This is a genomic window from Microbulbifer sp. ABM4_008 (genome assembly GCF_056311705.1).
In genome coordinates, this window is sequence record NZ_CM149970.1 from 591,595 (window position 1) to 614,022 (window position 22,428).

Genomic DNA, 22,428 nt, shown 5'->3' on the forward strand with positions numbered 1-22,428 from the left:
AACCTGACTGCAGTGAGTGTTTGAAAAGACACAGGTAAAAAGCAGCGGTGATAAGGGCAACTGAATAGCCCCAGGCAGTTTTGGCTGTGCCTTGTAATGGTGGGAATACTAGAGGTGCAAGGATACAATTTGAAACAACTACTCTTTGTCTTGGTTACAACTATGAATGGTATAAGCCGCCTGGACCTAAAACAGCTACGTATACTGGAAGCACTGCTTCAAGAGAGAAATCTATCCCGGGTAGCCGAAAAGGTGGGGTTAACCCAGCAAGCGATAAGCGAACAGTTGCGTAAGCTGAGAGAAGTGTTTGATGACCGGCTGTTTATCCGGCAAGGCAACGGAATGGTGCCTACCCCTGTTGCTGAGCAACTGGGAGGCAGGATCAGCAGTATTTTGAAGGATGTAGAGTCACTGCTAACCCCAATAGCGTTTGATCCGGCAACTTATAGAGGGATTTTTAGTATTAGTGCCACGGATTATGCGATTCAATCGGTACTGCCCCAGCTATTAGAGGTCGTCCGTAAATCTGCCCCAGAACTTAAAGTTATCGTCAGGGACTTTGAAACAGATAATCTCAATCAATTAATGGTGGCTGGTGAGATCGACTTAGCGCTCACCTTTCCTGATTTCATTCCGGATGATCTGCCATACAAGCTGTTATTTGAGGAACAGCATGTCTGTATAGCGGGAAAAAAGTCTCCACTGAAGGGTAAGTCATTAACATTGGCAGATGTAGCCGAGCTTCCGCAACTGATCATTTCACCATCACGGGCAAACCTCAAAGGATCACACGATGAGTGGTTTGCGATGCAGGGGCTAAAACGCAATATTGTTATGTCGATACCCAGCTTTTCTGCCGCCCCAGATATCATCGCAGCTACAGACACAATTGCCTTTTACCCCTCAAGATTACTGCCCAACAAAAAAGTTGTTCCCCTTAAGTTGGACACGCAAACACCAAAATTTGAAGTTATAGCAGCATGGCATTGTCGATCTAACCATAGCCAGCTTCATATGTGGATGGTTGAACAGCTTATGAAACTTTTTAAGTAGCCATGCAATTTAGTTGATAGAAAATAAGAGTGATATCTTGAATTAAATCGCGGTTGGGAAGTAAGATGGTTTATAGCTAACCATCTTATTTTTGAAAACTAAAATAGGCTATATTTCTATTCCCGTAAGAATAACTCTGCCACTTCCTTTTTGGCGGCAACAACATAGGTAATCATAAGGTTTTCCTGATTAATATCGGTCAGGTAATCGATATCCCTATGCACTTCCCTCAAGATAGAAAAGTCACCAGTGCTGAGATCGTATGACCACAGCTGGTCATCTCGATTGATTGAGTAAATCACATTCTCTTTGATCACAAACCTTTTTTCACTGCCCTGATTAATCAGCTCTTCAATAAGCTGGTCTTCCGCAGGGCCGGGCTGCCAGAAGCGGTTCATATGATCCATATAGATCAGCCGGCCATCCTCGCTTCTTTGGGCCCAGTTAACTTGGGTATCGTTGATAATGCTTACTTCGAGATTATCCAGGTTTACTTCTGCAAACTTTGTAACACCTTTCACCGTTAGAGTTAACAGTGCGAGGTTACTCACGCTATCCCACTGGAACAGTCGGTCAACTGGATGGGCTAGTGAGAAGGTTTCTCTGCTATCGTCCAGGGAGATCTTAGTCAGTATCTGATTGGCACTCGCCAGTATGCTTTGGCCGTCGGCAGACCAGTTGATGCCGTAGATATTGGTATCCATTGGAAACTGGCTGACTTGCCGTAAATCGCTGCCATCAGTTATCCACACCTGATCTTCACCAGAGCGCCTGGATGTAAATGCAATCAGGTTGCCATTGGGTTGGAAAATGCCATCATCTTCTCCCAAAATCGACCGTGTTGTGCTTGGGTAGAGTTCGCTGACATCTTCGTCCGAAGGTGTATCGATTGACTCAGGTTGGTTAAGCGGTATTGATGCAATGTCACTATCGTATCGGCCCTTAATCAGAAGTGCCCTCTGCCCATTTGGGTGGAATTCCGGCGAGCTGGCAGACTGATCCAGGGGTAAATCAAGCTTACTGACCTTTCCATCATAAGTGAGAGAGAAGAGTCGCCGCCCTGTGCTAAAGATTAACTCATCTGTAAGCGGTGAAAAGTTAGGGGATATGGTCCTGCGCTGGGGGATTTCATCCGGATAGTCTATCGGGTGGCTGGATAAAAGCGCCCCCTTGGAATCCAGCATATCGATATAAAGCTGGCCATCTTGATGATGGCTGGTTACGGCTATTAATCCATCACTTATTGAGTAATCAAAATAGGCCAGATTTCCATTCTCCAGGTCATAAAGGACTCGACTGGCATTATCCTTGACTGAATAGTTGATCAACCGCCAACGGTCAGTCTCTTTGTGCAAAATAGCGAGATCATTATTATTTAGCCATACCGGGTTCTTAATCGCGGAATTTCTACAGCGCATTAATACATTTGGCTGTTGTGGGCTGGCTAATGCCTTTTGAAAATCCAGGCTTACCAAGTTGTAACAAGTATTTTGGGTTAGCGGTATGGTGCAGTCTTCTTCAGAAATAAATACCAGTTTCTTGCCATCCGGTGATAGTGTATGGCGGCCATAAGTACCCCATTCTGGAGTTAACTCTGTTTCCTTCTGTGTATGAATATTTCTGGCCCAGATTTTATTAACGCAGAGCTTATCTAAGTAACGATTAAATATAATATATTCACCGTCAGGCGAATAAGAGGGGCTAAACTCTTTACGGTCAGTTGCAGTTACCGCCTGTAATCGATCAAATACAAGCTGAGAGCTTTGCTCGGGCGGAGAGTGTTTAAATATAACAAATACTAATAACACCAACCCGACAAGTGCAAAGATTGGAAATCGATTTGGTTTGATCGTCTGGGTTTGGTGGTTTGGATTAACCGGTGTTATATCTATTTCATGCTCAGGGGGAGTAGGGGAGGGAGCTTCCTCTTCCGGTGCTGTCTTACCCTGTGGAATAGAATCACCATCTTGCCAAACAATATCGCATTCCAGGCTATAACCCTGTTTCGCATGGGTCCTAATATAAGACTGCTGCTTCCGATCTTCCCCAAAGGCTTTTCTAAGTTGCGCAATACTTCTTTGCAGCGTATTGGGTGTGACTATTGTATCCGGCCAGACCTCAGACAGTAACTCATCCTGGCTCACCACTTTTCGCTGATGTCTTGCTAAGTGGGTTAAGACAGCAAGGGCTTTAGGGGGGACAGTTTGCGAGTGCTCATGTCGGGTGATCTGGTTTCTGGATAAATCAACAAAGAAGTCACCTACCCAATATTGTGAAGTCATTGATGTATCTACCTGAACAAAATATGAGCTAAATTTTGGCAATGGATACTAGCATAAACCCTGATTACAGCTAAAGCAGACTTTGTAACTTGTTGATAAATAAGCACTTTATAGTAACAGAACAAAGTCATTCAAAAGTCAGGTGCACTTCAGGTGTTTCATAGGCTCCTTGTTTAGATTGAACGCTTCTCCGATCACATGTAACGGTATAAATACTGATATGAAAAAGCGTTTACTAGTCGCCTTTCTCCTGTTGCTACCTATCGCTGCCCTTGAAGCAGGTGAGCATAAGGCCCTGGAGTTATCCACAATCCAAGTAATACCCATTCAGGACTCCAGCAGTAATAGAGAATACGAGCTGTTTATTAAGCTGCCCGAGAAATACGAGGAGAGTGATACTAAGAAGCACCCGGTTATTTACTATACAGATGCTTTATGGGCAGTTGAGATACTATCGGCCACTACTGAATACGCACTGGAAGATGCCATTTTGGTGGGTATTGGTTGGCAGAAAGATATGCCAGCTGATGAAAATGAATGGTCGAGTCGATATCGGGACTTTAAGCCAGTACTACCCTCAGATAATAAAGATAAAAAAACCTATAAAGGAGAGGCCCATCAGCATCTTGCCTTTATAAGAAATGACGTTATTAAGTATATCGAAAGCAATTACCGCGCGAATCCAGATAACCGTACTTATTTCGGTTACTCATTCGGGGGGCTCTTTGGGGTTTATGCCTTAATAAGCCAACCGGATACTTTTCAAAACTACATTATCGGTAGCCCATCAAGATTGATAGGCACTTATATGGATTCCCGACTTGAATCAGAGCCTAACAAACCATTGATGGAACTAGCCAAGCAAACAAACGTATTTATTGCTTACGGTGCATTAGAGAAGGAGCTGGGCGCTACGGTAGAAAGGTTCGTTAGTGAGTTAAAGGACCAAGAATTAGCTAACTTAACTCTGGAGCCTGCGGTTATCGAATCGGCGAATCACACTACAGCATTCCCAAAGACATCCGTGCGCAGTATTTATTGGCTTGCCGATAAGCTGAAACACTAATCAATGGAATATCGAATCATATTAATTATAAATAAATTTGGGCTCAAAGATGATTATTAAAAAGCTAATCACAATCGGCTTAATGTACGGCATAAGCGCCACTGCGGGCGCAGGAGACTTACATGCTCCAGAAATAAATATGGCCGACTATGGTAGTGACCTCACAGGCCTGGAGAGATCAATACCAAAGCTTAAAAAAGCATTTATTGATACAGCTCCAGCGGATAGAAAAGACGGTATTCCTGTTGGAGAGATAGATGTAATCAAGGAGAGTTTGCAACAGCTGGCACTAGAAATAGCTGATAACCAACATACACCTTACGACAGTTTGCTAATTGCTCAAAACAACAAACTGGTTTTTGAATCCTACTATTCCCTTGGTCGCGTTAATTTTCCTCACCCACAAGCATCTGCCACCAAGGCCTATACAGCCCTGGCAATTGGGAGGGCGATACAGTTAGGTTATTTGACCATGGAAGACCTAGACAAGCCTGTCACTTCCTTCCTGAAAGGATTGGATAGGAAGCAGCTTGTTAAAGGCGCAGACCTTATCACACTGAATCATGCCATGAGCATGCAGTCAGGAATCCGTATTGCAGAGGAAAAACTCGATGCCTTACTGGAAGACAAAAAGCAGTTAACCGGGAAAAAGCTAGCCCAAGTCTATCTGAGTCACAGTAAGCCGATCACTTCTGATTCGCAAACCTATTTATACCAAGGCTCAGATCCAATGATTGCAATGTTGGTTCTGGATGCCGTGGTTCCCGTTTCCGCCAGCGACTTTATTAAAAAAGAGCTGCTAGAGAAGATGGGGATAGATATCTATCACTGGAAGGAAGCCGTTAGTGGGGTGCCCCAGGCAGGGTCAAGAGCCATGATGACATCGCGCAGTATGGTTAAGTGGGGCACTTTAGTGCTCAATAAAGGCAAATGGAATGGTCAGCAATTAATTCCGGAAGCGTATATTGCCAAGGCCACTGGAAAGGTAGCTGTTCCCACAGATGATGAGTTTGACTATACCAATTTTTCATACGGCTACTTCTTCTGGCGAACGCCTTTGAAGGTTGGCAACAAGAAATATATCGCAAAGTTTGGCTGGGGCGGTGGTGGCCAGTATGTGGTCTCCATTGAAGATCTTGACTTGGTGATTGCTATCACCGGCCACAGAGATGATGACAAAACCCTGGGCTTGATAGAACAACGTATTTTGCCAGCTTTTGTATCTTCTGCATTAACTGGTACAGCTGGCTAAATTGTTACATTTATTGACCTTGCCTAAGCAGTGTTAAAGTTTTCTGTCCAGCATTTGGGGCCTTTGGAATAAGGAAGCCCTAAATGCTGTACAGATTGTTCGATTACACAAGGGTTGCGGTAGTTATCGTTTTTGAAGTAGTAGGACCAAAGCAGGATTGTTAGGGCTCACTCTACTGGGAAAATTTGCTTTTTATCCCCATTGTCTTGCCTCTGTTGTCTTTTGATTCTCCTATAAATCTCTTCACGGTGAACCGGTAAGGTCTTGGGGGCGATTATACCTACCCGCACCTGATTACCTTTAACTTCTAATATTGTGATTGAGACATTTTCCCCAATCCTGAGGTTCTCGCCTGTACGGCGGTTTAAAATCAACATATTGGTTTCCTAATGAGACGCAAAGCAATGGCAAACCTCCCGCAACGGGAAGGCCAGGAAAGTAATATCGGTTGCAGGCATTAGGAGGGGCGCGAGAACGGTAGGCGTAAAAGAAGAAAAGGCGGGCGCTAGACTCCCAGTGCTTGGGGAATCGCCTCAGGTTACTGAATTTGCAACCTTTTATTGAAGACGAGCGGGTTTCTAGCGTACCATTCATGGAGCCACTTTGATAACTATGGTATCAATTTGGTTAGCTGGCCCCGGGTGTTGCCGCACCCTGGGTCAGCGCCTTTTACTTACTCTTACGTCACGCTACCGTTCTCCTTTGAGAGTGGGTCTTTTATATAACTCTTGATGTTCTTGTTTTATCTTGGGCTGCTGGCTTGTCGAAGCCGATTTGATCACGGCCCAAAATATTGATAAATATCTTTCGATTCTACGCAGCTTTGACGCTGAAGAAAACTTAATAAAATCCAATAAGATTATTTGTGCGCCTATATTTTATTGGTTGTCTGGTTCTATATCTCACAGGTGATTGGTATATTGGTCTGTAGATTTTTTCTAGTTGATGTGATTTGTATTTTTAACTTGCTAGAATTTCTTGCGTCTTTGATGAGGTAGGGCGGTTTTATCAAAAGAGCTGAAAGGTGGATGATGAAAAGTGGAATTTTAATATTGCTGCTAGCCTCTTTTTCTATGATTGCGCAGGCAGGAGTTCCTGACGTATTAAAAGCGGATAAAGCAGATTTTATGTATTCTCTACCGGAAACATTTGGTGATACGAAACTGTCTTTCCATGTGTCCAGCAACCAGCTTGCAGGTTTGACTGTTGCTTACAAGGACCATAATGTGCGTGCCCAAAAAGAATTACTTAAGGGTATATCTTCGCCTTCATGGGACTCTCTTACTGTGGCTTATGAAGATGTAGACGGTGATGAGGTTATTCAACACTTTTCCTTCTGTTTTTATGAAGAGTCAAAGTTAGGCACTGGTAAGCAGCCGAGATTTATTGTCTATTATGTCTATGAAGAAAAAATAGATAGAAGAATTATTGATGATTTTAGTTCACTGATGGCGGGAAACTGTTGGCCAGTTTTATTGAGCCGCCGAGAATAATAGCGCTAGAGAAGCGGATAGATGAAAGGCCGGTAATAGCTGGCATTGGACTCGATGGTGAAAACAACTTTAAGTGCTGTTAGTCTTATTGGATTCTTCAACCCATTGTTGGTTAAAGCCTGCTCTTTTGGTATAGCCGATGAAAATATTCATTAATCTTTCCATGCAGCTCTCAAGATCTACTTCAAACTCTAACTCTTCGTCGGCCTGGTAATCTTCAGCTGCTTGGTCTGCCATGTCCCAGAAAAACTGGGTGAGCTTTCTGGCTTCGTTAGCGGAATTGATATCATTTATTCCGAGTATGAGATCCTCGGCAAATTGATTTTCTAATTCTCTGGAATAATATAATGCCACACCTTTGAAAGTGTTTTCGTGCTCGCTAAACTCAATCATCGCTTGCAAATGTTAGGTATTCATTTTACTCAATATACTAATTATCTTGTACGGATTTACTTTCCAATTGACTGTGCCACTAACGTATAAATTAAAAAGAGGTTAGGAGGTCTTTATTGAATATAAGCCCCTTAAGGCCTAGCTCTGCTACTAAATTTTTGAACTTATCTCCACAATAGAGCTCTGAACAGCGGTCAAACTTGCTCTTGAAAATTAGGTTGTCTTTAACGCTACTTTCATCAAATCCTATGCTTTTCACTCCCATCCATAAATTATCCACAATGTCTGCTTCGCTTACACTTTTGTCCGCCTGTACAGTATTTAGGCAGTTGAAAACAAAATAAGTCTGATTGTTGATGGTGAGTGGTAGAAACTCCCCCAGTGAGCTGAGGTAGTTTTTCAGTTTGTCATAGGCATGCGGCGATAATACTAAGTTTGCGCCATTCCATGTTGTAATATCGGGGTTTGCATTGTTGTTAAGCCCGACGTCTACAAACTTTGCGCCTATATCTACCCAATAATCTTTAAGAGAGATATTGTCCCAGCTATAACTGTAGAACTCATCTTCACCCAGAGTTTCATCAAGAGTATTCCCAAGTTCTTCAAGGTCTAAATCTAAGTTATAGAAATCCGTGTAATTAAAGCCGATTTTATAGGTCACTTCGGCCATCCCATTATTCACCTTATATATGGGAGGGTAGGATTTTAAGCATTATCAACTTCATCATCCCACTGTTTCTCATAGCCTGCTTCTTCCAGGTAGCCACCGAGCGTGTTGTAAAGCTTTTCAGTCCAGTATTCAGAGCTTTCCTCACAGGGAATTTCAACACCCTGGGCCGATTTTTCAATCATGGCCCAGAAGAATTTACTTAGATGAGTGGCTTCTTCTGCAGATGTAACGTATCCACGTTCGATAATCTCGATTGCCTTAATGTCTTCTAGGATTTCGGCAAAATATTTAGCGACGATTTTTTCTTCTGGATATCTATATTCGATCATAGTGTGAACCCCGCATCTTTAATGACCGACATTCGGTCTGCGATCCAATTTAACTTTTCCACTAGCTGATGCACTAGCATTTTGTCCGTAACAGTAAGAAAGTGGTGTCCTTTCTTCTTTTGATCTGGCACAAACTTTAAGCCTGGAGGAATGTCCGCTGCCTCCAATACCCAGTAAACATGCACTGCCGTACTAGGGTTGTGTTTCTGCATCATTTTATGCAGACCCTTCAAGTGTTGCCAGTTTGAAGAAAATGAAAGACCCATTTGCGGGTGGGGTAAAACCCATTGATAGTCGGGAGATAGGTACCAATCTTTTACTCTAAGCCCCTGTACCAGTTTCTCTCCAGGGGGAGTATTCTTCGGGTCATAGAGTGTGGGATGGTTTTCTCCGACGGTAGGTCGTGCAACGAACCCCTGAAATTCTTTAATGATTTCCCGAAGGTCCTCCATAGTTCTAAACTGGTGGATGTATTGCTTAGTCATTGCTTCCGTTTACCTACTAATTCAATTTTCCCTTTATGTTGCCTTATAAATCCAGGACCAGTTGAAATCAAGCAAAAAGTAACTTTAATCCACAGGCCAGTAAATACGAACCAGAGGCATCAGTGACCGGCTTTCCAAATCGAAGCTCTCATAGTGGCTGACGATTAAGTCGGCTAGGTCGTCCAGGTCCACCAGGGTGAGGGGGAAGGTGGAGCGGTGGGCTTCGTAGCGGGCTTCGCGGGTGAAGCCGCCAGTACTGACAAACAGGCCGGAATTCTCTTCTATGGTACTGGTTAAAATAAGTAATTTAGTTAAATAGCGCGGGCTTGATGCCCGCGCTGATACTGTTACTTCTTGGCGTTTTTATTGCGGTCGGCAGCGCTCGTTGCCCGTGCGGCAAAGCTTCCTTTTTCGACGCCACCTCCAGTCTTCTTTGCGGCGGCGCTGGTGATACGTGAAGCTGCGCTTTGGGTCATGGGTTTTGATGATTTCTTGCTCATATTTGTATTCCTTTTTAACAATAACAAGTTGTGTGAATGCGATTGCATATCACCTTCGCTGAATAACTTGGTCAAAACACTGGCGCGAAATCAAACAGTAGGGGGTCAAGCTGTTAGCTTGTTCACGATAGAGGAGGCGCCAGTCGCGCCCGATCTTAAAGCGGATAATCTGGGAGCTTTGCTTGATACGCTTGCCCCCCAAAAGAGTGAAAGGGATACCCTCAGAGAGTTGTTGATGCAACGCGATAGCCCGCAATCTGTGGCAGTCGTGGATCTGGTGGGGGCATTTAGTCAGGATAGCTTGTAGTGAATGCACAATTTGGCTCCGTTACTTAAGTTCGGAGCCAGTATGTTTTCGTGCAATGCACTAAAAAGGGTTTATTGGAGAATATCCAACAGGTCGTCAAATTCTTGTGCTTCGCGGTATGCCCGCTCGATCAAGCGGGCATATTGCAGTAGTCTGGGATCTTTAGTGTTTATTTTCTGAGCAGATCGCCACGCCGCCTCAATATCGCCTTCCAGATAATGGGCCATCATGGCATCACCATTTGATAAGCTAGTGTTCTGTGCCAGTATTGCCTGAATCAAGTCTAGTGGACCATCTAGGACAAGTAGCGGTAGCGTCTCGAAAGGGTTGGCTAGCTTTATTTCCCGCAAATTTTCTGTGCCGGATAGAACCTCAAGAAACTTTGAGACCTCAGGTTTAAGTAGCGCTATATCGATGATAGAGCGCCGTTCCAGTAACAGTGCCCCAAACACCGGAGTAATGTCATGACGAAAGGCCTTGTCCTCAAAGACCCTTTTGACCTTCTTGGGTTCGGGTAGTAGCGACATAAGAATAACGGCGTTATATAGAGTGGTTAGCTGATCCGGAAGAACTCTCTTTGATTGACGCTGGACGATTAATTGACCCTCGCAGTCGAACAGGCCATTGCGGTTCAGTGAATTGATCTTATTTCTGAGCCCCTCATGTTCCGACAGTTTTATCGAAAAGAGCTTTTTGATGGCCTCTGCTATCGTAAAACCCTCATTGGCTTTAACTCCCACAGGCTTCCTCCAGTAGCTGCTCTCTACTGCCCTGATAGGTTTCCGAGTCTTGCTTGGCGATATATAGGGCCTGTTGATACCACTGGCTACCGCAGCTATAGGGTTCATGCTTGGTGTGTTCTTCCAGTGTGCCACGGCATATACCCGCTCTCATCGCCTCGGCCACCGAGGTTGAAATACCTGCGATTAGGCCCTTTTCTCCCCGACGATTGTAGATAGCGACATACTCTTTGCAGCTGTGAATCAGCGTTTTGCTATCTACTTCTGTGGCAAAACTATTTGTGGAGATAAAGGCTAATAATGTTAAGAGGTGCTTTTTCATCGGGCCAATCCTTCTGTTGCTGTATCTTCCCCAGTTGCTTGCTTGGGGATACTGCTAGTTTTTGGTATTGCCCAGTAAAAACAAATTAGAACTATAATCAAATCCATCAGCTGCAAGTAGCTGTCGTATTTTCCAATGAGCAGGATAAACTCATCGACATCTATACTATTTTTTGTAATTAATAGGGCAATAAAAGGAATTGACAGAAAAAATAATGACCCTATTAGGGTATACCAGCCGATATTTCTTAGGGGGCGGTATAATATGCTGGTCCATTTTAAACCCGCTTCCTTAGAGGCTGTAAGATGGTAGTTAATGAGTGAAAACAGTAGAAAACCAAATAGCATTTCCTGTGTGGATAGTTCCGAAAAGCTAAAGTTGCCTTCGAAAAATTCAACAAAAATGTAAATCAATGAAATTAGCCCCAGGAAAAATAGTAGGCTCTGGCCAAAAAACAATGAGATGGTTTTTGCCCTGTGTCGAGTGTTTTGAGTAGAGCTATTACTTGTCACTTGTATCCTTCCAAGTTTGTTTCTTTGAGTTAATCCACCGGCCAATAAATCCGCACCAGCGGCATTAGTGCCCGGCCTTCCAAATCGAAGCTTTCATAGTGGCTGACGATAAGGTCGGCTAGGTCATCGAGGTCCACTAGAGTGAGGGGGAAGGTGGAGCGGTCGGCTTCGTAGCGGGCTTCGCGGGTGAAGCCGCCGGTGCTGACGAACAGGCCGGAGTCTCCTTCCCGTAGGGCGCCGATAAAGCCGCGTATGGCGGGGGCGCCCATGGAGCCATCGCGATGTTTCACTTCGGCTTTAATGCGCGGTTGGGTAAGGCCCAGGCCGTCCGGTGAGGCGATCACATCCACACCGCGATCCGGTCCCTTGGGGGATACCTTGGCCTTAAAGCCCATTGCGCGCAGTATCGCTGCAACCAACTCCTCCATTTCCTCGGGCAGCAGTGCGGCGATCTTGTCTTTGATGAGTTCGTGGCTCTGGGCCACGGTTTCGTCTTTGAGCTGTGCGCTATCAGTTTCTGCAGCTTCGTCTTCCTGCGGCGTTAGCGTACGGCCCTCGAATATGGTTAGGAAGGCCTCTATGGTTTCCTGGCTTAGGGAGAAGAGGGTGAGGGTGGAGCCGAGGGAGTTCTTTGCTTTCTGGGGCAGCTGGTCACGGCTGACTTTTCCGAGCCATTCCACCTTACGCAGGTTTGCATAGTCACCGATAATATCTGGCTGGTAGAGGTATTCCCCTTTATCGACCCCCAGCAAGTAGTTCCGAGTCTCCGGGTTGTAGCTCACAATATAATCGCCTGCGGCAATCTGATCGCGAAACTTCAGGATCATAGCGAGTGCATTGCCGGTAGCCGCAGGCTTGTCATTGCCGTAAATCTTGATGTATTCGTCCCGCAAGCGCTCGGTGCTTGAGTATTGGCTGAGGTCTCCCAGCTGGGACCAACCCACTGCGGCAAAGCCTTTCTCGAAGTCTTCACTGTAAATACCACCGCGCCCGGCGCGGATCATCCATGCGTTGGTCATACTTCGATTTCCTTATTATCTAATTCTTTTAACCCGTTGGCCGTTGCGCGGTGCCCTTTGCCTGGCTTGCACATGGGGTGCTGCTGAAGTGGCTGCTAGAAGCATTCAATGAAACTCGCTGTAGGTGTGTCAAGGCCGAAGCCTGGCCCGAAATGAAAGGAGGGTTAAAAGTGAGTGGCTACCAATCAGGCGAACCCCAAAGGTAAAAGTCCAAATGATCCTGTCGAAAATTTACACAATCGGCGTATGGCTATCGGTATTGGTTAGAAGCGGCAGACCTGAAAGGCCGCGATCGCCTGATGGAATATGACCGGGTACCAATGTGCCAATACTGTATGGCGATAAGTAGGGCCTTAATGACTGGAGAGACTGACTTTTGTACAGGGCGACAGTCCCCCCTTAATCGGGCAAAATTAGGCGCAATAAGATCTGTAGCCTTGCCCAAACATGATGCCGGGGAGGGCGAAAACACCAAGGAATACGCTGTACATGGCCAAGAAGTCCGCAAAACCCAAGCAAACCGTCTCTTTTGAAGAGTCCCTCTGGGACAGCGCCAACAAGCTGCGCGGCTCGGTAGAGTCCTCCGAATACAAACATATCGTCCTGAGCCTGATCTTCCTCAAGTTTATCAGTGATAAGTTTGAGGCCCACCGCCAGGCGCTGATTGACGATGGCAAAGAGGCGTTTGTCGATACAGTGCCGTTTTACACCCAGAGCAATGTCTTCTACCTGGAGGAAGCCGCGCGCTGGGATTACATTATCAAGCACAGCAAGCAGGACGATATCGGCCTTAAAATCGATACCGCCTTGCACACCATTGAAAAGGCCAATAAATCCCTGGCCGGCGCACTGCCGGATAACTATTTCTCCCGCCTGGGCCTGGAAGCCAGCAAGCTGGCGGCACTGCTGGATACTATTAACAATATCGAGACCCTCGCCAACGAGTGCCATATCAGTGAAGAGGATCTGGTGGGCCGGGTTTACGAATACTTCCTGGGTAAGTTTGCCGCATCTGAAGGCAAGGGCGGTGGCGAGTTCTATACACCCAAATCGGTAGTGGCACTGCTGGCGGAAATGCTCGAACCCTTCAAGGGCAAGATCTACGACCCCTGTTGCGGCTCCGGCGGTATGTTTGTACAGTCCATTAAATTTGTGAACAGCCACAACGGCAACCAAAAAGATATTTCTATCTACGGGCAGGAATACACCAGCACCACTTATAAGCTGGCAAAAATGAACCTGGCCATTCGCGGTATTAGTGGCAACCTGGGGGAAGTGGCTGGGGATACATTTTTTAAAGACCAGCACCCGAACCTGAAGGCCGATTATATTATGGCCAACCCGCCGTTTAACCAAAAACAATGGCGTGCGGATAATGAGCTTACCGATGATCCCCGCTGGGGCGGCTATACCGTGCCGCCTACTGGCAATGCCAACTACGCCTGGATCTTGCATATGTTAAGCAAGCTGAGCGAGAGCGGCACCGCCGGCTTTGTATTGGCCAACGGCTCTATGAGTTCCAATACCAGTGGTGAAGGCACCATTCGCCAGGAGATTATCGATAACGACCATGTGGACTGCATGATCGCCCTGCCGGGCCAGCTTTTTTACACCACACAAATTCCCGTGTGCCTGTGGTTCCTTACCAAAAATAAAGGGGAAGACAAGGTGCATGGCTACCGGGCGCGCAAAGGTGAAACCCTATTTATCGACGCCCGCCAGATGGGCACTATGGCCAGCCGTATTCACAAAGAGCTCACCACTGACGATATCGCCAAAATTGCGCAAACCTACCACGCTTGGCGCGGCGAGGAAAAAGACGGTGACTATGAGGATATTGCCGGTTACTGCAAAGCCGCCAGCCTCAAAGAGATTAAAGCCAACGACTATGTCTTGACTCCGGGGCGCTATGTGGGGGCCGCCGAGCTGGAAGACGATGGTATTCCTTTCGAAGTGAAAATGAAGGCGTTAAGTCAGACATTATATCAACAGATGAGTGAAGCCGAAGCACTGGATAAAGCTATTCGCCAGAATCTGGAGGTGCTGGGTTATGGCGAGTGAGTGGCAGGTAGGGCGTTTAGGTGATCATGTAGATTCTTGCTTAGGTAAGATGTTGGATAAGAAGAAGAATAAAGGTGATTTACTACCATATTTGGGAAATAAAAATGTCCGATGGGGCAGTTTTGAATTTGATGAGCTAGCACAAATGCCGTTTCAGGAGCATGAGCTTGAACGTTACGGATTAGAAGCTGGCGATTTAATTGTCTGCGAAGGCGGAGAACCAGGCAGGTGTGCAATATGGGAAGGTCAAGTTCCCAGCATGAAAATTCAAAAAGCTCTACATCGTATCCGTCCACACAATAACTTGAATAACAGGTTTTTGTTTTATTGGTTCTTGTGGGCAGGAAAAACTGGACAATTAGATTCTCATTTCACAGGGACAACTATCCAGCATTTAACAGGGAAAGCACTTGCAAATCTTCAGATTCCTATCCCACCTCTAGATATACAGGAAAATATTTCTAACTGTCTTGGTGCTCTAGATAAAAAAATCCAACTCAACCGCCAAACCAACCAAACCCTAGAACAAATGGCCCAGGCCCTGTTTAAAAGTTGGTTTGTGGATTTTGACCCGGTTATCGATAACGCCCTCGCCGCAGGCAACCCCATACCCGATGCCTTGCAAGCCCGCGCCCAACGCCGCCAGCAACAACTGGCCAAGCCGGATCATAAACCCCTGCCGAAAGAGTTTCGCCAGCTATTCCCCTGTGAGTTTGAACAAACTGAGGCTTTGGGTTGGGTGCCGAAGGGGTGGCGGTATCTGGCTGCTGATCAGGTTTTCGATGTTGGAATAGGTAAGACCCCTCCTAGGAAACAAGCTGAGTGGTTTTCTGTAAAAAAGGAAGGTAATCATATCTGGGTTTCGATTCGAGATATGGGAAGTGTGGGAGCTCATGTATCAAATAGTAGTGAGTATTTGACGAGCGAAGCTGTAGATAAGTTTAGAATAAAGGTTGTACCACAAGATTCAGTGCTACTGAGTTTCAAGCTAACTTTAGGGCGTGTTTCTATCGCTACATGTGAGCTCACTACTAATGAGGCTATCGCACATTTTACGAACCCTAGAGAGGGGTTGAGAAAAGAGTATGTTTACTGTTATTTGAAAAACTTTAATTTTCAGAGTCTTGGCAGTACTTCTTCAATTGCTACAGCAGTTAATTCTAAAATCATCAAATCAATGCCTATTTTGGTTCCGAATTTAGACGTGTTGAGTGCGTTTTGTAGTAATAGTCACGATTGGTTTTCTCGCATGAGAACTCTTGATGCTGAGATAAGTTCTTTAAGTAATCTACGTGACACTCTTCTACCAAGGTTGATTACAGGAGAGTTACGTATCCCAGATGTAGAAAAAGAAGTGAGCGATGCAGTAGCCTAAAGGCAGAATGAAAAAGGATTTTCAATGAAGTTTACCGAAGTCCAGTTAGAAAACGCCATAATTCAGCTACTGGGACAGCAAGGTTATCCCCATATTGCCGGGGAGGCGCTCTCCCAAAGTATCGATGGGCCCCGAGGGGCGACGGAAGTCTTGATCAAGGAAGATCTGCGCAGTTTTTTGAGCAGGAAGTATGCGACGGAAGGTATTACTGCAAGCGAGGTGGAGCGCATTATTCGCCAACTGGAGCTGCTCTCCCCCAGCGATTTGTATGACAGCAATAAAAAGTTCTGCAAATGGCTCAGTGATGGCTTCTTGTTTAAGCGGGAAGATCACACACAAAAAGATCTCTATATCCAGCTGATTGATTACAGCGACCTGACCGAGATGCGTATCCCCACTGAGGGTGAGGTGGATACACTGCCAACCACACCTGTCAAAGAGGGGGACGCGGGCTACAGAACAGGTGCGACCAATATCTATAAGATCGTTAACCAGCTGGAAATTGAGGGTGTGGCCTCGGCCAGCGGTGGCGAGCGGCGTATCCCCGATGGCATTTTGTATATCAACGGCCTGCCCCTGGTGCTGTTTGAATTTAAAAGTGCCATTCGGCCTGAGGCCACCATCCACCACGCCTATACCCAAATCTGCACCCGCTACCGCCGGGATATTCCGCAGCTGTTTGTGTATAACGCCCTGTGTGTGATTAGTGACGGCGTCAACAATAAAATGGGCACCCTGTTTGCGCCCTATGAGTTTTACTACGGTTGGCGAAAAATCACCGGTGAGGAAACCCTCAGCAAAGATGGCTTGGATTCCCTCACCACTTTATTGCAGGGGCTGTTCGACCAGCGCCGCCTGCGCGAGGTATTGCGCCACTTTATCTTTTTCCCCGATAAAACCCATCAGGAAATCAAAATCGTCTGCCGCTACCCCCAGTACTACGCGGCCACCAAGCTCTACCAGAATATTTATTCACACCTAAAAAGGCCCGATGGCAAAGGGGGCTACAGCGGCGATGGTAAGGGCGGTACCTACTTTGGTGCCACCGGCTGCGGTAAAAGTTTTACCATGCAGTTCCTAACCCGCCTGCTGATGAAAAGCGCCGCCTTCGAAAGCCCCACCATTGTGCTGATTACCGATCGTACCGACCTGGACGACCAGCTGTCACAGCAATTTACCAATGCCAAAACGTATATTGGCGATCAGATCGTAGAGAGCGTAACTTCCCGTGCGGATCTGCGTGAAAAATTGCAGGGTCGCCAGAGCGGTGGTGTCTTTTTAACCACTATCCATAAATTTACCGAAGATATTGAGCTGCTGACTGAGCGCTGCAATGTGATCTGTATCAGCGATGAGGCCCACCGCAGCCAGATTAACCTGGATCAAAAAATCACGGTGGTAGAAACCGGGATTAATAAAGGGGTTAAGAAAACTTACGGTTTTGCCAAGTACCTGCACGATTCACTGCCCAACGCCACCTATGTCGGTTTTACCGGAACCCCCATCGACGCCACCCTGGATGTGTTCGGCCCCACGGTGGATCGCTACACCATGAATGAATCGGTGAAAGATGAAATCACCGTGCGCATTGTGTATGAGGGCCGCGCGGCGAAGGTGATTCTGGATAACGACAAGCTCAAGGAAATTGAGGAGTACTACGCGGAGTGTGAGAAAGACGGCGCCAACGAGTATCAAATAGACGAAAGCAAAAAAGCCATGGCCAGTATGAACGCCATACTGGGGGACGAGAATCGTATCCGCGCCCTGGCCAAGGACTTTGTCGCCCACTACGAAAACCGCCTGGCAGAGGGCTCCACCGTGGCCGGTAAAGCGATGCTTGTGAGCAGCTCCCGCCCAATTGCCTATCAATTCTATCAAGAGTTGGAAGCCCTGCGCCCAGAGTGGTTTGAGGTACTGGCCTGTGCCGAGGGTGAGCAGTTAACGGAGAAAGAGCGCAAGGAGCTAAAACCCTCCGAGCGGGTCCGTATGGTGATGACCCGCAACAAAGACGATGACAAGGTGCTGTGGGACAAGCTCGGCACCAAGGAAGATCGCAAAGAACTGGACCGCCAATTCAAGCAGGCCAAATCCAACTTCAAAATCGCCATTGTGGTGGATATGTGGCTCACCGGCTTTGATGTGCCGTTTCTCGATACCTTGTATCTCGATAAGCCGGTATCAAAGCACAACCTGATCCAGACAATTTCACGGGTAAACCGCAAATTTGAGGGTAAGAGCAAAGGGCTGGTGGTGGATTATATTGGTATCAAAACCAATATGAATAAAGCGCTAAAAACTTTCGGCGGCAGCAGTGATGACAACTTTGAAGATATTGCGGCTTCGATTGTAGAGGTGCGCAACCATCTGGATTTGCTCAATATGGCTTTCCACCACTTCGACAGCAGCGGTTACTTTAGCGGTGACCCGGTCAGCCAGCTCAACTGCCTCAATGAAGCGGCCGAGTATGCCTTGCAAACCGAGAAGACCCAAAAGCGCTTTATGGATATCGCCAAGCGCTTAAAGGCGGCCTATGACATCTGCTGTGGCAATGAGGAAATAACGCAAAAAGAGCGGGACCAGATCCACTTTTATTTGGCCATCCGCTCCATTATTTTTAAACTCATCCGGGGTGACGCCCCAGATACCGCACAGATGAACGTCAAAGTCCGCGAGATGATCGCCGAAGCGATTCGCAGCGACGGGGTAGAGGAGATCTTTAAACTCGGTGAGGAAAAGGGCGGTGGCCCCATCGACATTTTCGATGAAGACTATTTAGCCAAAATCGAAAAAATCAAACTGCCGAATACCAAGATCAAGCTGTTACAGAAGTTGCTGGAAAAAGCCATCGGCGAGGTGGCCAAAACCAATAAGATGCAAAGTGTCGACTTTAGTAAGAAGTTCAAAGCCTTGGTAGAAAAGTACAATGAGCGCAAGGAAGAGGATGTACTGGTCAGCAGTGTACTGGAGGACTTCTCCAACGAGATTATTGACCTCTACCAAGACCTAAAAACGGAAATGACCTCATTCGCGGATATGGGGATCAATTACGAGGAAAAAGCCTTCTACGATATCCTCAAATCCCTCTCGGTAAAGTACGACTTTTCTTACCCGGAAGACAAGCTGGTCGAATTGGCTAAACGAGCCAAACAAGAAGTCGACAGTGTCGCCAGCTTCCCCGCCTGGAATCAGCGGGATGATATTAAGGCAGAGCTGCAAGTGAAGCTGATTCTGCTGTTAGCGGAGTTTGGCTATCCACCAATTGCCAATGATGATGTGTTTAAAGAGATTCTGGAGCAGGCGGAGAACTTTAAGAAGCATCAGGTGGAGTTGGTGGATTAGTAGTACTCTAGCAATAACGAATAACGAATAACGAATAACGAATAACGGTACCTTGATTTGGTCAGGTCTGCTATACCGACTACGGTGTACATGACATCAAAAAATCGAAGTTTCTCTGTGCGAGATTAGGGACCAAAAAAGACTTTGTTTTGGGGCTGAGAAGGCATTTCTGGTAAAAGTTATCTAATAAAAATGGCTCGCTACGAGCCATTTTTTGTGTTGGTAAGTGTTGTTATATTATGCTGCTTTGGCAAAGCTTTCATCTAGGCTTATATTTTCTTTAATTATAAATTCTTTTACGTCTATATAAGTATTCATGCGTTCATTGGCTTCAGATAAATTACATAGTATGTCTTCAGCGGTCTCAGTTATAAAAAGCTCTAATATTTGGATGAGGGGATTGAATTCATCACCCTTAAATTTTTTTAAAAGTTTTACTTTCTCAAATGCTGCTTTAAAGCCTTTCAGTTTGAACCCAATAATATGTTCGTATCGTCTATCCCAGATCACTGTTAAAAATTCATCTATTCGATCAGAGATTGTAATTGTATCTCTGGATAAGTACTCAATATGATCCATGCTTGAGTAATAACAAGCTTTCTTAACAAAGTTTTCAGAAGCTTGCGTATCAAAATGATTAGCTAGAAATTCGTTTAGTCTTTCCATTTTGAGTTACCAGATTTGTTCATCATATCGATTTATATAATCTTTAGGTAGGTGGGGTTTGTTCTGATCTGCCCTAACTAACTCAAACTGTACCACCTTCCCTTTGATGAGTTGATCATCATCAAAAACAACATACACTGCAAAGACAGCATTTTCCGGTGCAAGTTCACGTTTTGCCATACATACCATATGTGGAACATACTCATAAACATAAGTGGGGTTCACTATGTAAATGAAGACATCTTTCTCGCCCTCTTGACCAAAGCATGGACGTCTTAAGCCCCGAAATAGCGCGGAACTGCTTTCCAGCCCTTTTGAGGCATCGGGAAAGATAAGTGTACCCTGAGTGTTCAGTTCTTCATGGTAGCCGATATTGTTGACCGGCGGTATTAAGCCACAAACATTATAGAAAAGCTGATAAAGCTCAGTCTTGGCGCCAATATCAGCATAGTTTTGAACTAATTCTCGATCAATTCGAAGTGATATTTGTTGGTCTTTATTGTTTGGAGAAGGTGCGGATATTTCAAGTGGAAGCAACTCCTGTAAAGATTCCGACATCCGACTCTCCGAGAGAATTTTGCCGGAGCGTACAAAATTCCACGATATCGGTCAATCAGGAACTAATATTCTGGTAGAAATATGTGTCAGTTATGATTGATCTGTATTTCTCTGGTCGGCTACCTCTTGAGTAGAGGAACATTTGGCTTGGTTCAGAGGATATCAGCTGGTTGTGCTGGTTCAAGTCAGCTTACTTAATAGGGGAGGATACATTTTGTGATGATATCCGCTTCGGAAAAACTGCTTCTTGTCCATATGATGCAGGCCTACAGCTGGGCCATGGGGGCCCATTACGATTTTTGAATGATTATTACGACTAAAATTGTTTTCGTTTGTTGTTATCTATTTAGGGGGGTGCTTTATAGCTCTTGGGATTTCCAGATCATCTACGACACCTTCTTTCAGGTTGTCTGGTTCATCTGGACTGTTCTGGGTTGATTCGTTGTGACGCTTTTCTATATCAGGCAATAGCTCATCCAGCCGTTTTTCAGCATCCTTAAGCGCTTTTGTTATCCGGTCGTTCATAAATTCACCTTAATTTAAAAACACAGTAATCCTGTAGGGAAGGTTTGTGCGTAGTGCTGATATATTGGTACCTCTGTACTTCATGGTGGGTGTGATTTTTCTTGAGGTAGGCCTTATGTTCTGATTTCGTCAGCTCCAAATATAGTGGCATGTACTTGTGCTATTTTACGGCCTATAAAAATATTGCATGAAATCCTCGAATGCTGGATTCCGAACTCTATCGATAGCTTTAAATGTTGTGCTCAAATCTAACAGAATACCTCTAGTGATATCTTGACCAGCTTTAGAGAATTAACTTCAGGTTTTTCAGACCTCTAAAAAGTACCCTTTTTATTGTTATATATCTAGGATATTACCCCCTTACCAGCAAAACTAATTGATAATTCTAAAATTTGTTATTATTGAAATCATAAAATGCTTGAAAAAGCTCTTCCTTTGTATTCATTACGAAAGGGCCGCCCCTAACTAGCGGCTCATTTAGAGGTTTCCCCGCAACCAGTATGAAGCGGCTACCTTTACCACCGGCTTCGATTAAAACTTGGCTTCCTTTTGTTAAAATGCCTAGTTGACGCTCAGCCAACTTTGACTTCTTTGATCCCGTATTTAGAGAACCTTCAATTACATAAATAAATGCATTATGTGTTTCTTCTAGATTCTGTACAAATTTATGGTCTTGCGCCAAGGTTACATCAATATAGGTGGGGTAAACGTATCTATTTTCCACAACACCTTCTGTGCCTAAATTAGTTGCCCCTGCAATTACTTTGATGTTTTGGCCTTTTGTAGTTGCTTCAGACGAAATTTGACTTTCTTCAAACTCCTGGTAGTCAGGATCAATCATTTTCTTATCTTTAGGCAAATTAACCTATAGTTGAAGGCCCCTTAACAATCCATCTTTTTGCTCAGGCATTTCCGAATGTATGACACCTTTACCTGCAGTCATCCATTGCACGCCATTTGGCTCTATAACACCTTCATTTCCCATATTGTCTTTATGTCTAATTTTTCCATTTATCATGTAAGTTACAGTTTCAAAACCTCTATGCGGATGGTTGGGAAAGCCTCCAATATATTCATTGGGGTTGTCGCTTTCAAATGAATCCAATAGAAGAAAGGGGTCCAGCATTTCCAGGTTTTGTGTCCCAATCAAGCGAGTTAGCTTTACTCCGGCTCCATCAGAACCCTGTTCACCAGATGTTGAGAACTTTAATTCTCTAATACCTTTTGACATAGTAAATTCCTTGAATTAATCGGTTTCGTTGTTGGTGGGTAGGATCAAAGGCTTCATCAGATTGATTGTGTCTATTCATGCTCCACTTTTAAATTTCAAAGGAAGACTATTGACGAACATAGTTCAGATAAAGACCCATGTGGGGAAGTTTAAAGCCATATCGACAGTGGTAAAATATGAATAGATAGATTTATTCGTTCGATTTATCAGAATAGTCAGAGGAGGCTGGCTGGGTTAAGTGGATTACAGT

24 protein-coding genes and 1 pseudogene are annotated in these 22,428 nt (G+C 45.2%); 7 read left to right on the plus strand and 18 right to left on the minus strand.

What is annotated here, in order from left to right; all coding sequences use genetic code 11:
- The first annotated feature begins 96 nt into the window (after positions 1-96).
- Entirely contained in the window at positions 97-1,053 is a 957-nt protein-coding gene (locus ACYX4J_RS02540; RefSeq protein ID WP_476177814.1) for a LysR family transcriptional regulator, read from the plus strand.
- A 116-nt stretch (positions 1,054-1,169) separates the two neighbouring features.
- Here ACYX4J_RS02540 and ACYX4J_RS02545 read toward each other — a convergent pair whose 3' ends face one another.
- Entirely contained in the window at positions 1,170-3,335 is a 2,166-nt protein-coding gene (locus ACYX4J_RS02545; protein WP_476177815.1) for a winged helix-turn-helix domain-containing protein, read from the minus strand.
- Between the two features lie 220 nt (positions 3,336-3,555).
- Between ACYX4J_RS02545 and ACYX4J_RS02550 the strand changes: the two genes are divergently transcribed.
- Both ACYX4J_RS02550 and ACYX4J_RS02555 read left to right on the plus strand, forming a co-directional pair.
- Positions 3,556-4,401 (plus strand): alpha/beta hydrolase, encoded by an 846-nt coding sequence (locus ACYX4J_RS02550; RefSeq protein WP_476177816.1) that lies wholly within the window; start codon positions 3,556-3,558, stop codon positions 4,399-4,401.
- 49 nt (positions 4,402-4,450) lie between these two features.
- Entirely contained in the window at positions 4,451-5,653 is a 1,203-nt protein-coding gene (locus ACYX4J_RS02555; RefSeq protein WP_476177817.1) for a serine hydrolase domain-containing protein, read from the plus strand.
- A gap of 167 nt (positions 5,654-5,820) precedes the next feature.
- On the opposite strand, the gene csrA is transcribed toward ACYX4J_RS02555, so the two are convergent.
- Complete coding sequence (gene csrA / locus ACYX4J_RS02560) at positions 5,821-6,030, minus strand: carbon storage regulator CsrA (protein WP_413663294.1); 210 nt, start codon at positions 6,028-6,030, stop codon at positions 5,821-5,823.
- A 651-nt stretch (positions 6,031-6,681) separates the two neighbouring features.
- On the opposite strand from csrA, the gene ACYX4J_RS02565 reads away from it, so the two are divergent.
- Positions 6,682-7,146 (plus strand): hypothetical protein, encoded by a 465-nt coding sequence (locus ACYX4J_RS02565; RefSeq protein ID WP_444940775.1) that lies wholly within the window; start codon positions 6,682-6,684, stop codon positions 7,144-7,146.
- Between the two features lie 69 nt (positions 7,147-7,215).
- Here the strand turns inward: ACYX4J_RS02565 and ACYX4J_RS02570 are convergent, their stop codons facing one another.
- The 11 genes and pseudogenes from ACYX4J_RS02570 to ACYX4J_RS02620 form a co-directional block, all read right to left on the minus strand.
- Positions 7,216-7,548, minus strand: coding sequence for a hypothetical protein (locus ACYX4J_RS02570; protein WP_476177818.1), 333 nt, complete (start codon positions 7,546-7,548; stop codon positions 7,216-7,218).
- Positions 7,549-7,630: 82 nt separating this feature from the next.
- A complete protein-coding gene (locus tag ACYX4J_RS02575; RefSeq protein WP_476177819.1) occupies positions 7,631-8,209 on the minus strand; it encodes a hypothetical protein in 579 nt (192 codons plus the stop codon).
- 35 nt (positions 8,210-8,244) lie between these two features.
- Complete coding sequence (locus tag ACYX4J_RS02580) at positions 8,245-8,538, minus strand: hypothetical protein (protein WP_476177820.1); 294 nt, start codon at positions 8,536-8,538, stop codon at positions 8,245-8,247.
- Complete coding sequence (locus ACYX4J_RS02585; protein ID WP_476177821.1) at positions 8,535-9,023, minus strand: hypothetical protein; 489 nt, start codon at positions 9,021-9,023, stop codon at positions 8,535-8,537. The genes ACYX4J_RS02580 and ACYX4J_RS02585 overlap by 4 nt, the downstream gene beginning before the upstream one ends.
- An 84-nt stretch (positions 9,024-9,107) precedes the next feature.
- Positions 9,108-9,326 (minus strand): annotated as a pseudogene (locus ACYX4J_RS02590) (restriction endonuclease); the annotation flags it as partial.
- A 44-nt stretch (positions 9,327-9,370) separates the two neighbouring features.
- Positions 9,371-9,571 carry a hypothetical protein gene (locus ACYX4J_RS02595; protein ID WP_476177822.1) on the minus strand — a complete coding sequence of 67 codons (201 nt, stop codon included), beginning with the start codon at positions 9,569-9,571 and terminating at the stop codon, positions 9,371-9,373.
- A 1-nt stretch (position 9,572) separates the two neighbouring features.
- Positions 9,573-9,839 carry a ParE family toxin-like protein gene (locus ACYX4J_RS02600; protein WP_476177823.1) on the minus strand — a complete coding sequence of 89 codons (267 nt, stop codon included), beginning with the start codon at positions 9,837-9,839 and terminating at the stop codon, positions 9,573-9,575.
- Positions 9,840-9,901: 62 nt separating this feature from the next.
- Positions 9,902-10,570, minus strand: a complete 669-nt coding sequence (locus tag ACYX4J_RS02605) for a hypothetical protein (protein WP_476177824.1) — start codon at positions 10,568-10,570, stop codon at positions 9,902-9,904.
- Positions 10,560-10,892 (minus strand): hypothetical protein, encoded by a 333-nt coding sequence (locus ACYX4J_RS02610; protein WP_476177825.1) that lies wholly within the window; start codon positions 10,890-10,892, stop codon positions 10,560-10,562. The genes ACYX4J_RS02605 and ACYX4J_RS02610 overlap by 11 nt, the downstream gene beginning before the upstream one ends.
- Positions 10,889-11,404 (minus strand): hypothetical protein, encoded by a 516-nt coding sequence (locus tag ACYX4J_RS02615; RefSeq protein ID WP_476177826.1) that lies wholly within the window; start codon positions 11,402-11,404, stop codon positions 10,889-10,891. The genes ACYX4J_RS02610 and ACYX4J_RS02615 overlap by 4 nt, the downstream gene beginning before the upstream one ends.
- Before the next feature lie 29 nt (positions 11,405-11,433).
- Complete coding sequence (locus ACYX4J_RS02620) at positions 11,434-12,423, minus strand: restriction endonuclease (RefSeq protein ID WP_476177827.1); 990 nt, start codon at positions 12,421-12,423, stop codon at positions 11,434-11,436.
- A 489-nt stretch (positions 12,424-12,912) separates the two neighbouring features.
- Here ACYX4J_RS02620 and ACYX4J_RS02625 point away from each other — a divergent pair, with 489 nt between their 5' ends.
- The 3 genes from ACYX4J_RS02625 to ACYX4J_RS02635 are packed head-to-tail and all read left to right on the plus strand — an operon-like array spanning position 12,913 to position 19,198.
- Complete coding sequence (locus ACYX4J_RS02625; protein ID WP_476177828.1) at positions 12,913-14,484, plus strand: class I SAM-dependent DNA methyltransferase; 1,572 nt, start codon at positions 12,913-12,915, stop codon at positions 14,482-14,484.
- Positions 14,474-15,859, plus strand: a complete 1,386-nt coding sequence (locus ACYX4J_RS02630) for a restriction endonuclease subunit S (RefSeq protein ID WP_476177829.1) — start codon at positions 14,474-14,476, stop codon at positions 15,857-15,859. The genes ACYX4J_RS02625 and ACYX4J_RS02630 overlap by 11 nt, the downstream gene beginning before the upstream one ends.
- A 24-nt stretch (positions 15,860-15,883) precedes the next feature.
- Positions 15,884-19,198 carry a type I restriction endonuclease subunit R gene (locus ACYX4J_RS02635; RefSeq protein WP_476177830.1) on the plus strand — a complete coding sequence of 1,105 codons (3,315 nt, stop codon included), beginning with the start codon at positions 15,884-15,886 and terminating at the stop codon, positions 19,196-19,198.
- Positions 19,199-19,435: 237 nt separating this feature from the next.
- Here the strand turns inward: ACYX4J_RS02635 and ACYX4J_RS02640 are convergent, their stop codons facing one another.
- The 5 genes from ACYX4J_RS02640 to ACYX4J_RS02660 all read right to left on the minus strand — a co-directional run bounded on the left by ACYX4J_RS02640 (position 19,436) and on the right by ACYX4J_RS02660 (position 22,178).
- Positions 19,436-19,864, minus strand: a complete 429-nt coding sequence (locus tag ACYX4J_RS02640) for a hypothetical protein (RefSeq protein ID WP_444891991.1) — start codon at positions 19,862-19,864, stop codon at positions 19,436-19,438.
- A 6-nt stretch (positions 19,865-19,870) separates the two neighbouring features.
- Positions 19,871-20,422 carry a hypothetical protein gene (locus ACYX4J_RS02645; RefSeq protein WP_476177831.1) on the minus strand — a complete coding sequence of 184 codons (552 nt, stop codon included), beginning with the start codon at positions 20,420-20,422 and terminating at the stop codon, positions 19,871-19,873.
- 342 nt (positions 20,423-20,764) lie between these two features.
- Entirely contained in the window at positions 20,765-20,947 is a 183-nt protein-coding gene (locus ACYX4J_RS02650; protein ID WP_476177832.1) for a hypothetical protein, read from the minus strand.
- A 385-nt stretch (positions 20,948-21,332) separates the two neighbouring features.
- Positions 21,333-21,788, minus strand: coding sequence for a pirin family protein (locus ACYX4J_RS02655; RefSeq protein WP_476177833.1), 456 nt, complete (start codon positions 21,786-21,788; stop codon positions 21,333-21,335).
- Between the two features lie 24 nt (positions 21,789-21,812).
- A complete protein-coding gene (locus tag ACYX4J_RS02660; protein WP_476177834.1) occupies positions 21,813-22,178 on the minus strand; it encodes a pirin family protein in 366 nt (121 codons plus the stop codon).
- Positions 22,179-22,428: the final 250 nt, after the last annotated feature.

What these genes read in the sequence shown, in the direction of transcription:
- csrA (WP_413663294.1), bottom strand. Translation starts at nt 6,030, where the DNA reads ATGTTGATTTTAAACCGCCGTACAGGCGAGAACCTCAGGATTGGGGAA.
- ACYX4J_RS02625 (WP_476177828.1), top strand. Translation starts at nt 12,913, where the DNA reads ATGGCCAAGAAGTCCGCAAAACCCAAGCAAACCGTCTCTTTTGAAGAG.
- ACYX4J_RS02635 (WP_476177830.1), top strand. Translation starts at nt 15,884, where the DNA reads ATGAAGTTTACCGAAGTCCAGTTAGAAAACGCCATAATTCAGCTACTG.
- ACYX4J_RS02645 (WP_476177831.1), bottom strand. Translation starts at nt 20,422, where the DNA reads ATGTCGGAATCTTTACAGGAGTTGCTTCCACTTGAAATATCCGCACCT.
- ACYX4J_RS02610 (WP_476177825.1), bottom strand. Translation starts at nt 10,892, where the DNA reads ATGAAAAAGCACCTCTTAACATTATTAGCCTTTATCTCCACAAATAGT.
- ACYX4J_RS02650 (WP_476177832.1), bottom strand. Translation starts at nt 20,947, where the DNA reads ATGAACGACCGGATAACAAAAGCGCTTAAGGATGCTGAAAAACGGCTG.
- ACYX4J_RS02540 (WP_476177814.1), top strand. Translation starts at nt 97, where the DNA reads ATGGTGGGAATACTAGAGGTGCAAGGATACAATTTGAAACAACTACTC.
- ACYX4J_RS02595 (WP_476177822.1), bottom strand. Translation starts at nt 9,571, where the DNA reads ATGCAATCGCATTCACACAACTTGTTATTGTTAAAAAGGAATACAAAT.
- ACYX4J_RS02640 (WP_444891991.1), bottom strand. Translation starts at nt 19,864, where the DNA reads ATGGAAAGACTAAACGAATTTCTAGCTAATCATTTTGATACGCAAGCT.
- ACYX4J_RS02630 (WP_476177829.1), top strand. Translation starts at nt 14,474, where the DNA reads ATGGCGAGTGAGTGGCAGGTAGGGCGTTTAGGTGATCATGTAGATTCT.
- ACYX4J_RS02545 (WP_476177815.1), bottom strand. Translation starts at nt 3,335, where the DNA reads ATGACTTCACAATATTGGGTAGGTGACTTCTTTGTTGATTTATCCAGA.
- ACYX4J_RS02555 (WP_476177817.1), top strand. Translation starts at nt 4,451, where the DNA reads ATGATTATTAAAAAGCTAATCACAATCGGCTTAATGTACGGCATAAGC.
- ACYX4J_RS02565 (WP_444940775.1), top strand. Translation starts at nt 6,682, where the DNA reads ATGATGAAAAGTGGAATTTTAATATTGCTGCTAGCCTCTTTTTCTATG.
- ACYX4J_RS02655 (WP_476177833.1), bottom strand. Translation starts at nt 21,788, where the DNA reads ATGATTGATCCTGACTACCAGGAGTTTGAAGAAAGTCAAATTTCGTCT.
- ACYX4J_RS02550 (WP_476177816.1), top strand. Translation starts at nt 3,556, where the DNA reads ATGAAAAAGCGTTTACTAGTCGCCTTTCTCCTGTTGCTACCTATCGCT.
- ACYX4J_RS02575 (WP_476177819.1), bottom strand. Translation starts at nt 8,209, where the DNA reads ATGGCCGAAGTGACCTATAAAATCGGCTTTAATTACACGGATTTCTAT.
- ACYX4J_RS02620 (WP_476177827.1), bottom strand. Translation starts at nt 12,423, where the DNA reads ATGACCAACGCATGGATGATCCGCGCCGGGCGCGGTGGTATTTACAGT.
- ACYX4J_RS02580 (WP_476177820.1), bottom strand. Translation starts at nt 8,538, where the DNA reads ATGATCGAATATAGATATCCAGAAGAAAAAATCGTCGCTAAATATTTT.
- ACYX4J_RS02585 (WP_476177821.1), bottom strand. Translation starts at nt 9,023, where the DNA reads ATGACTAAGCAATACATCCACCAGTTTAGAACTATGGAGGACCTTCGG.
- ACYX4J_RS02660 (WP_476177834.1), bottom strand. Translation starts at nt 22,178, where the DNA reads ATGTCAAAAGGTATTAGAGAATTAAAGTTCTCAACATCTGGTGAACAG.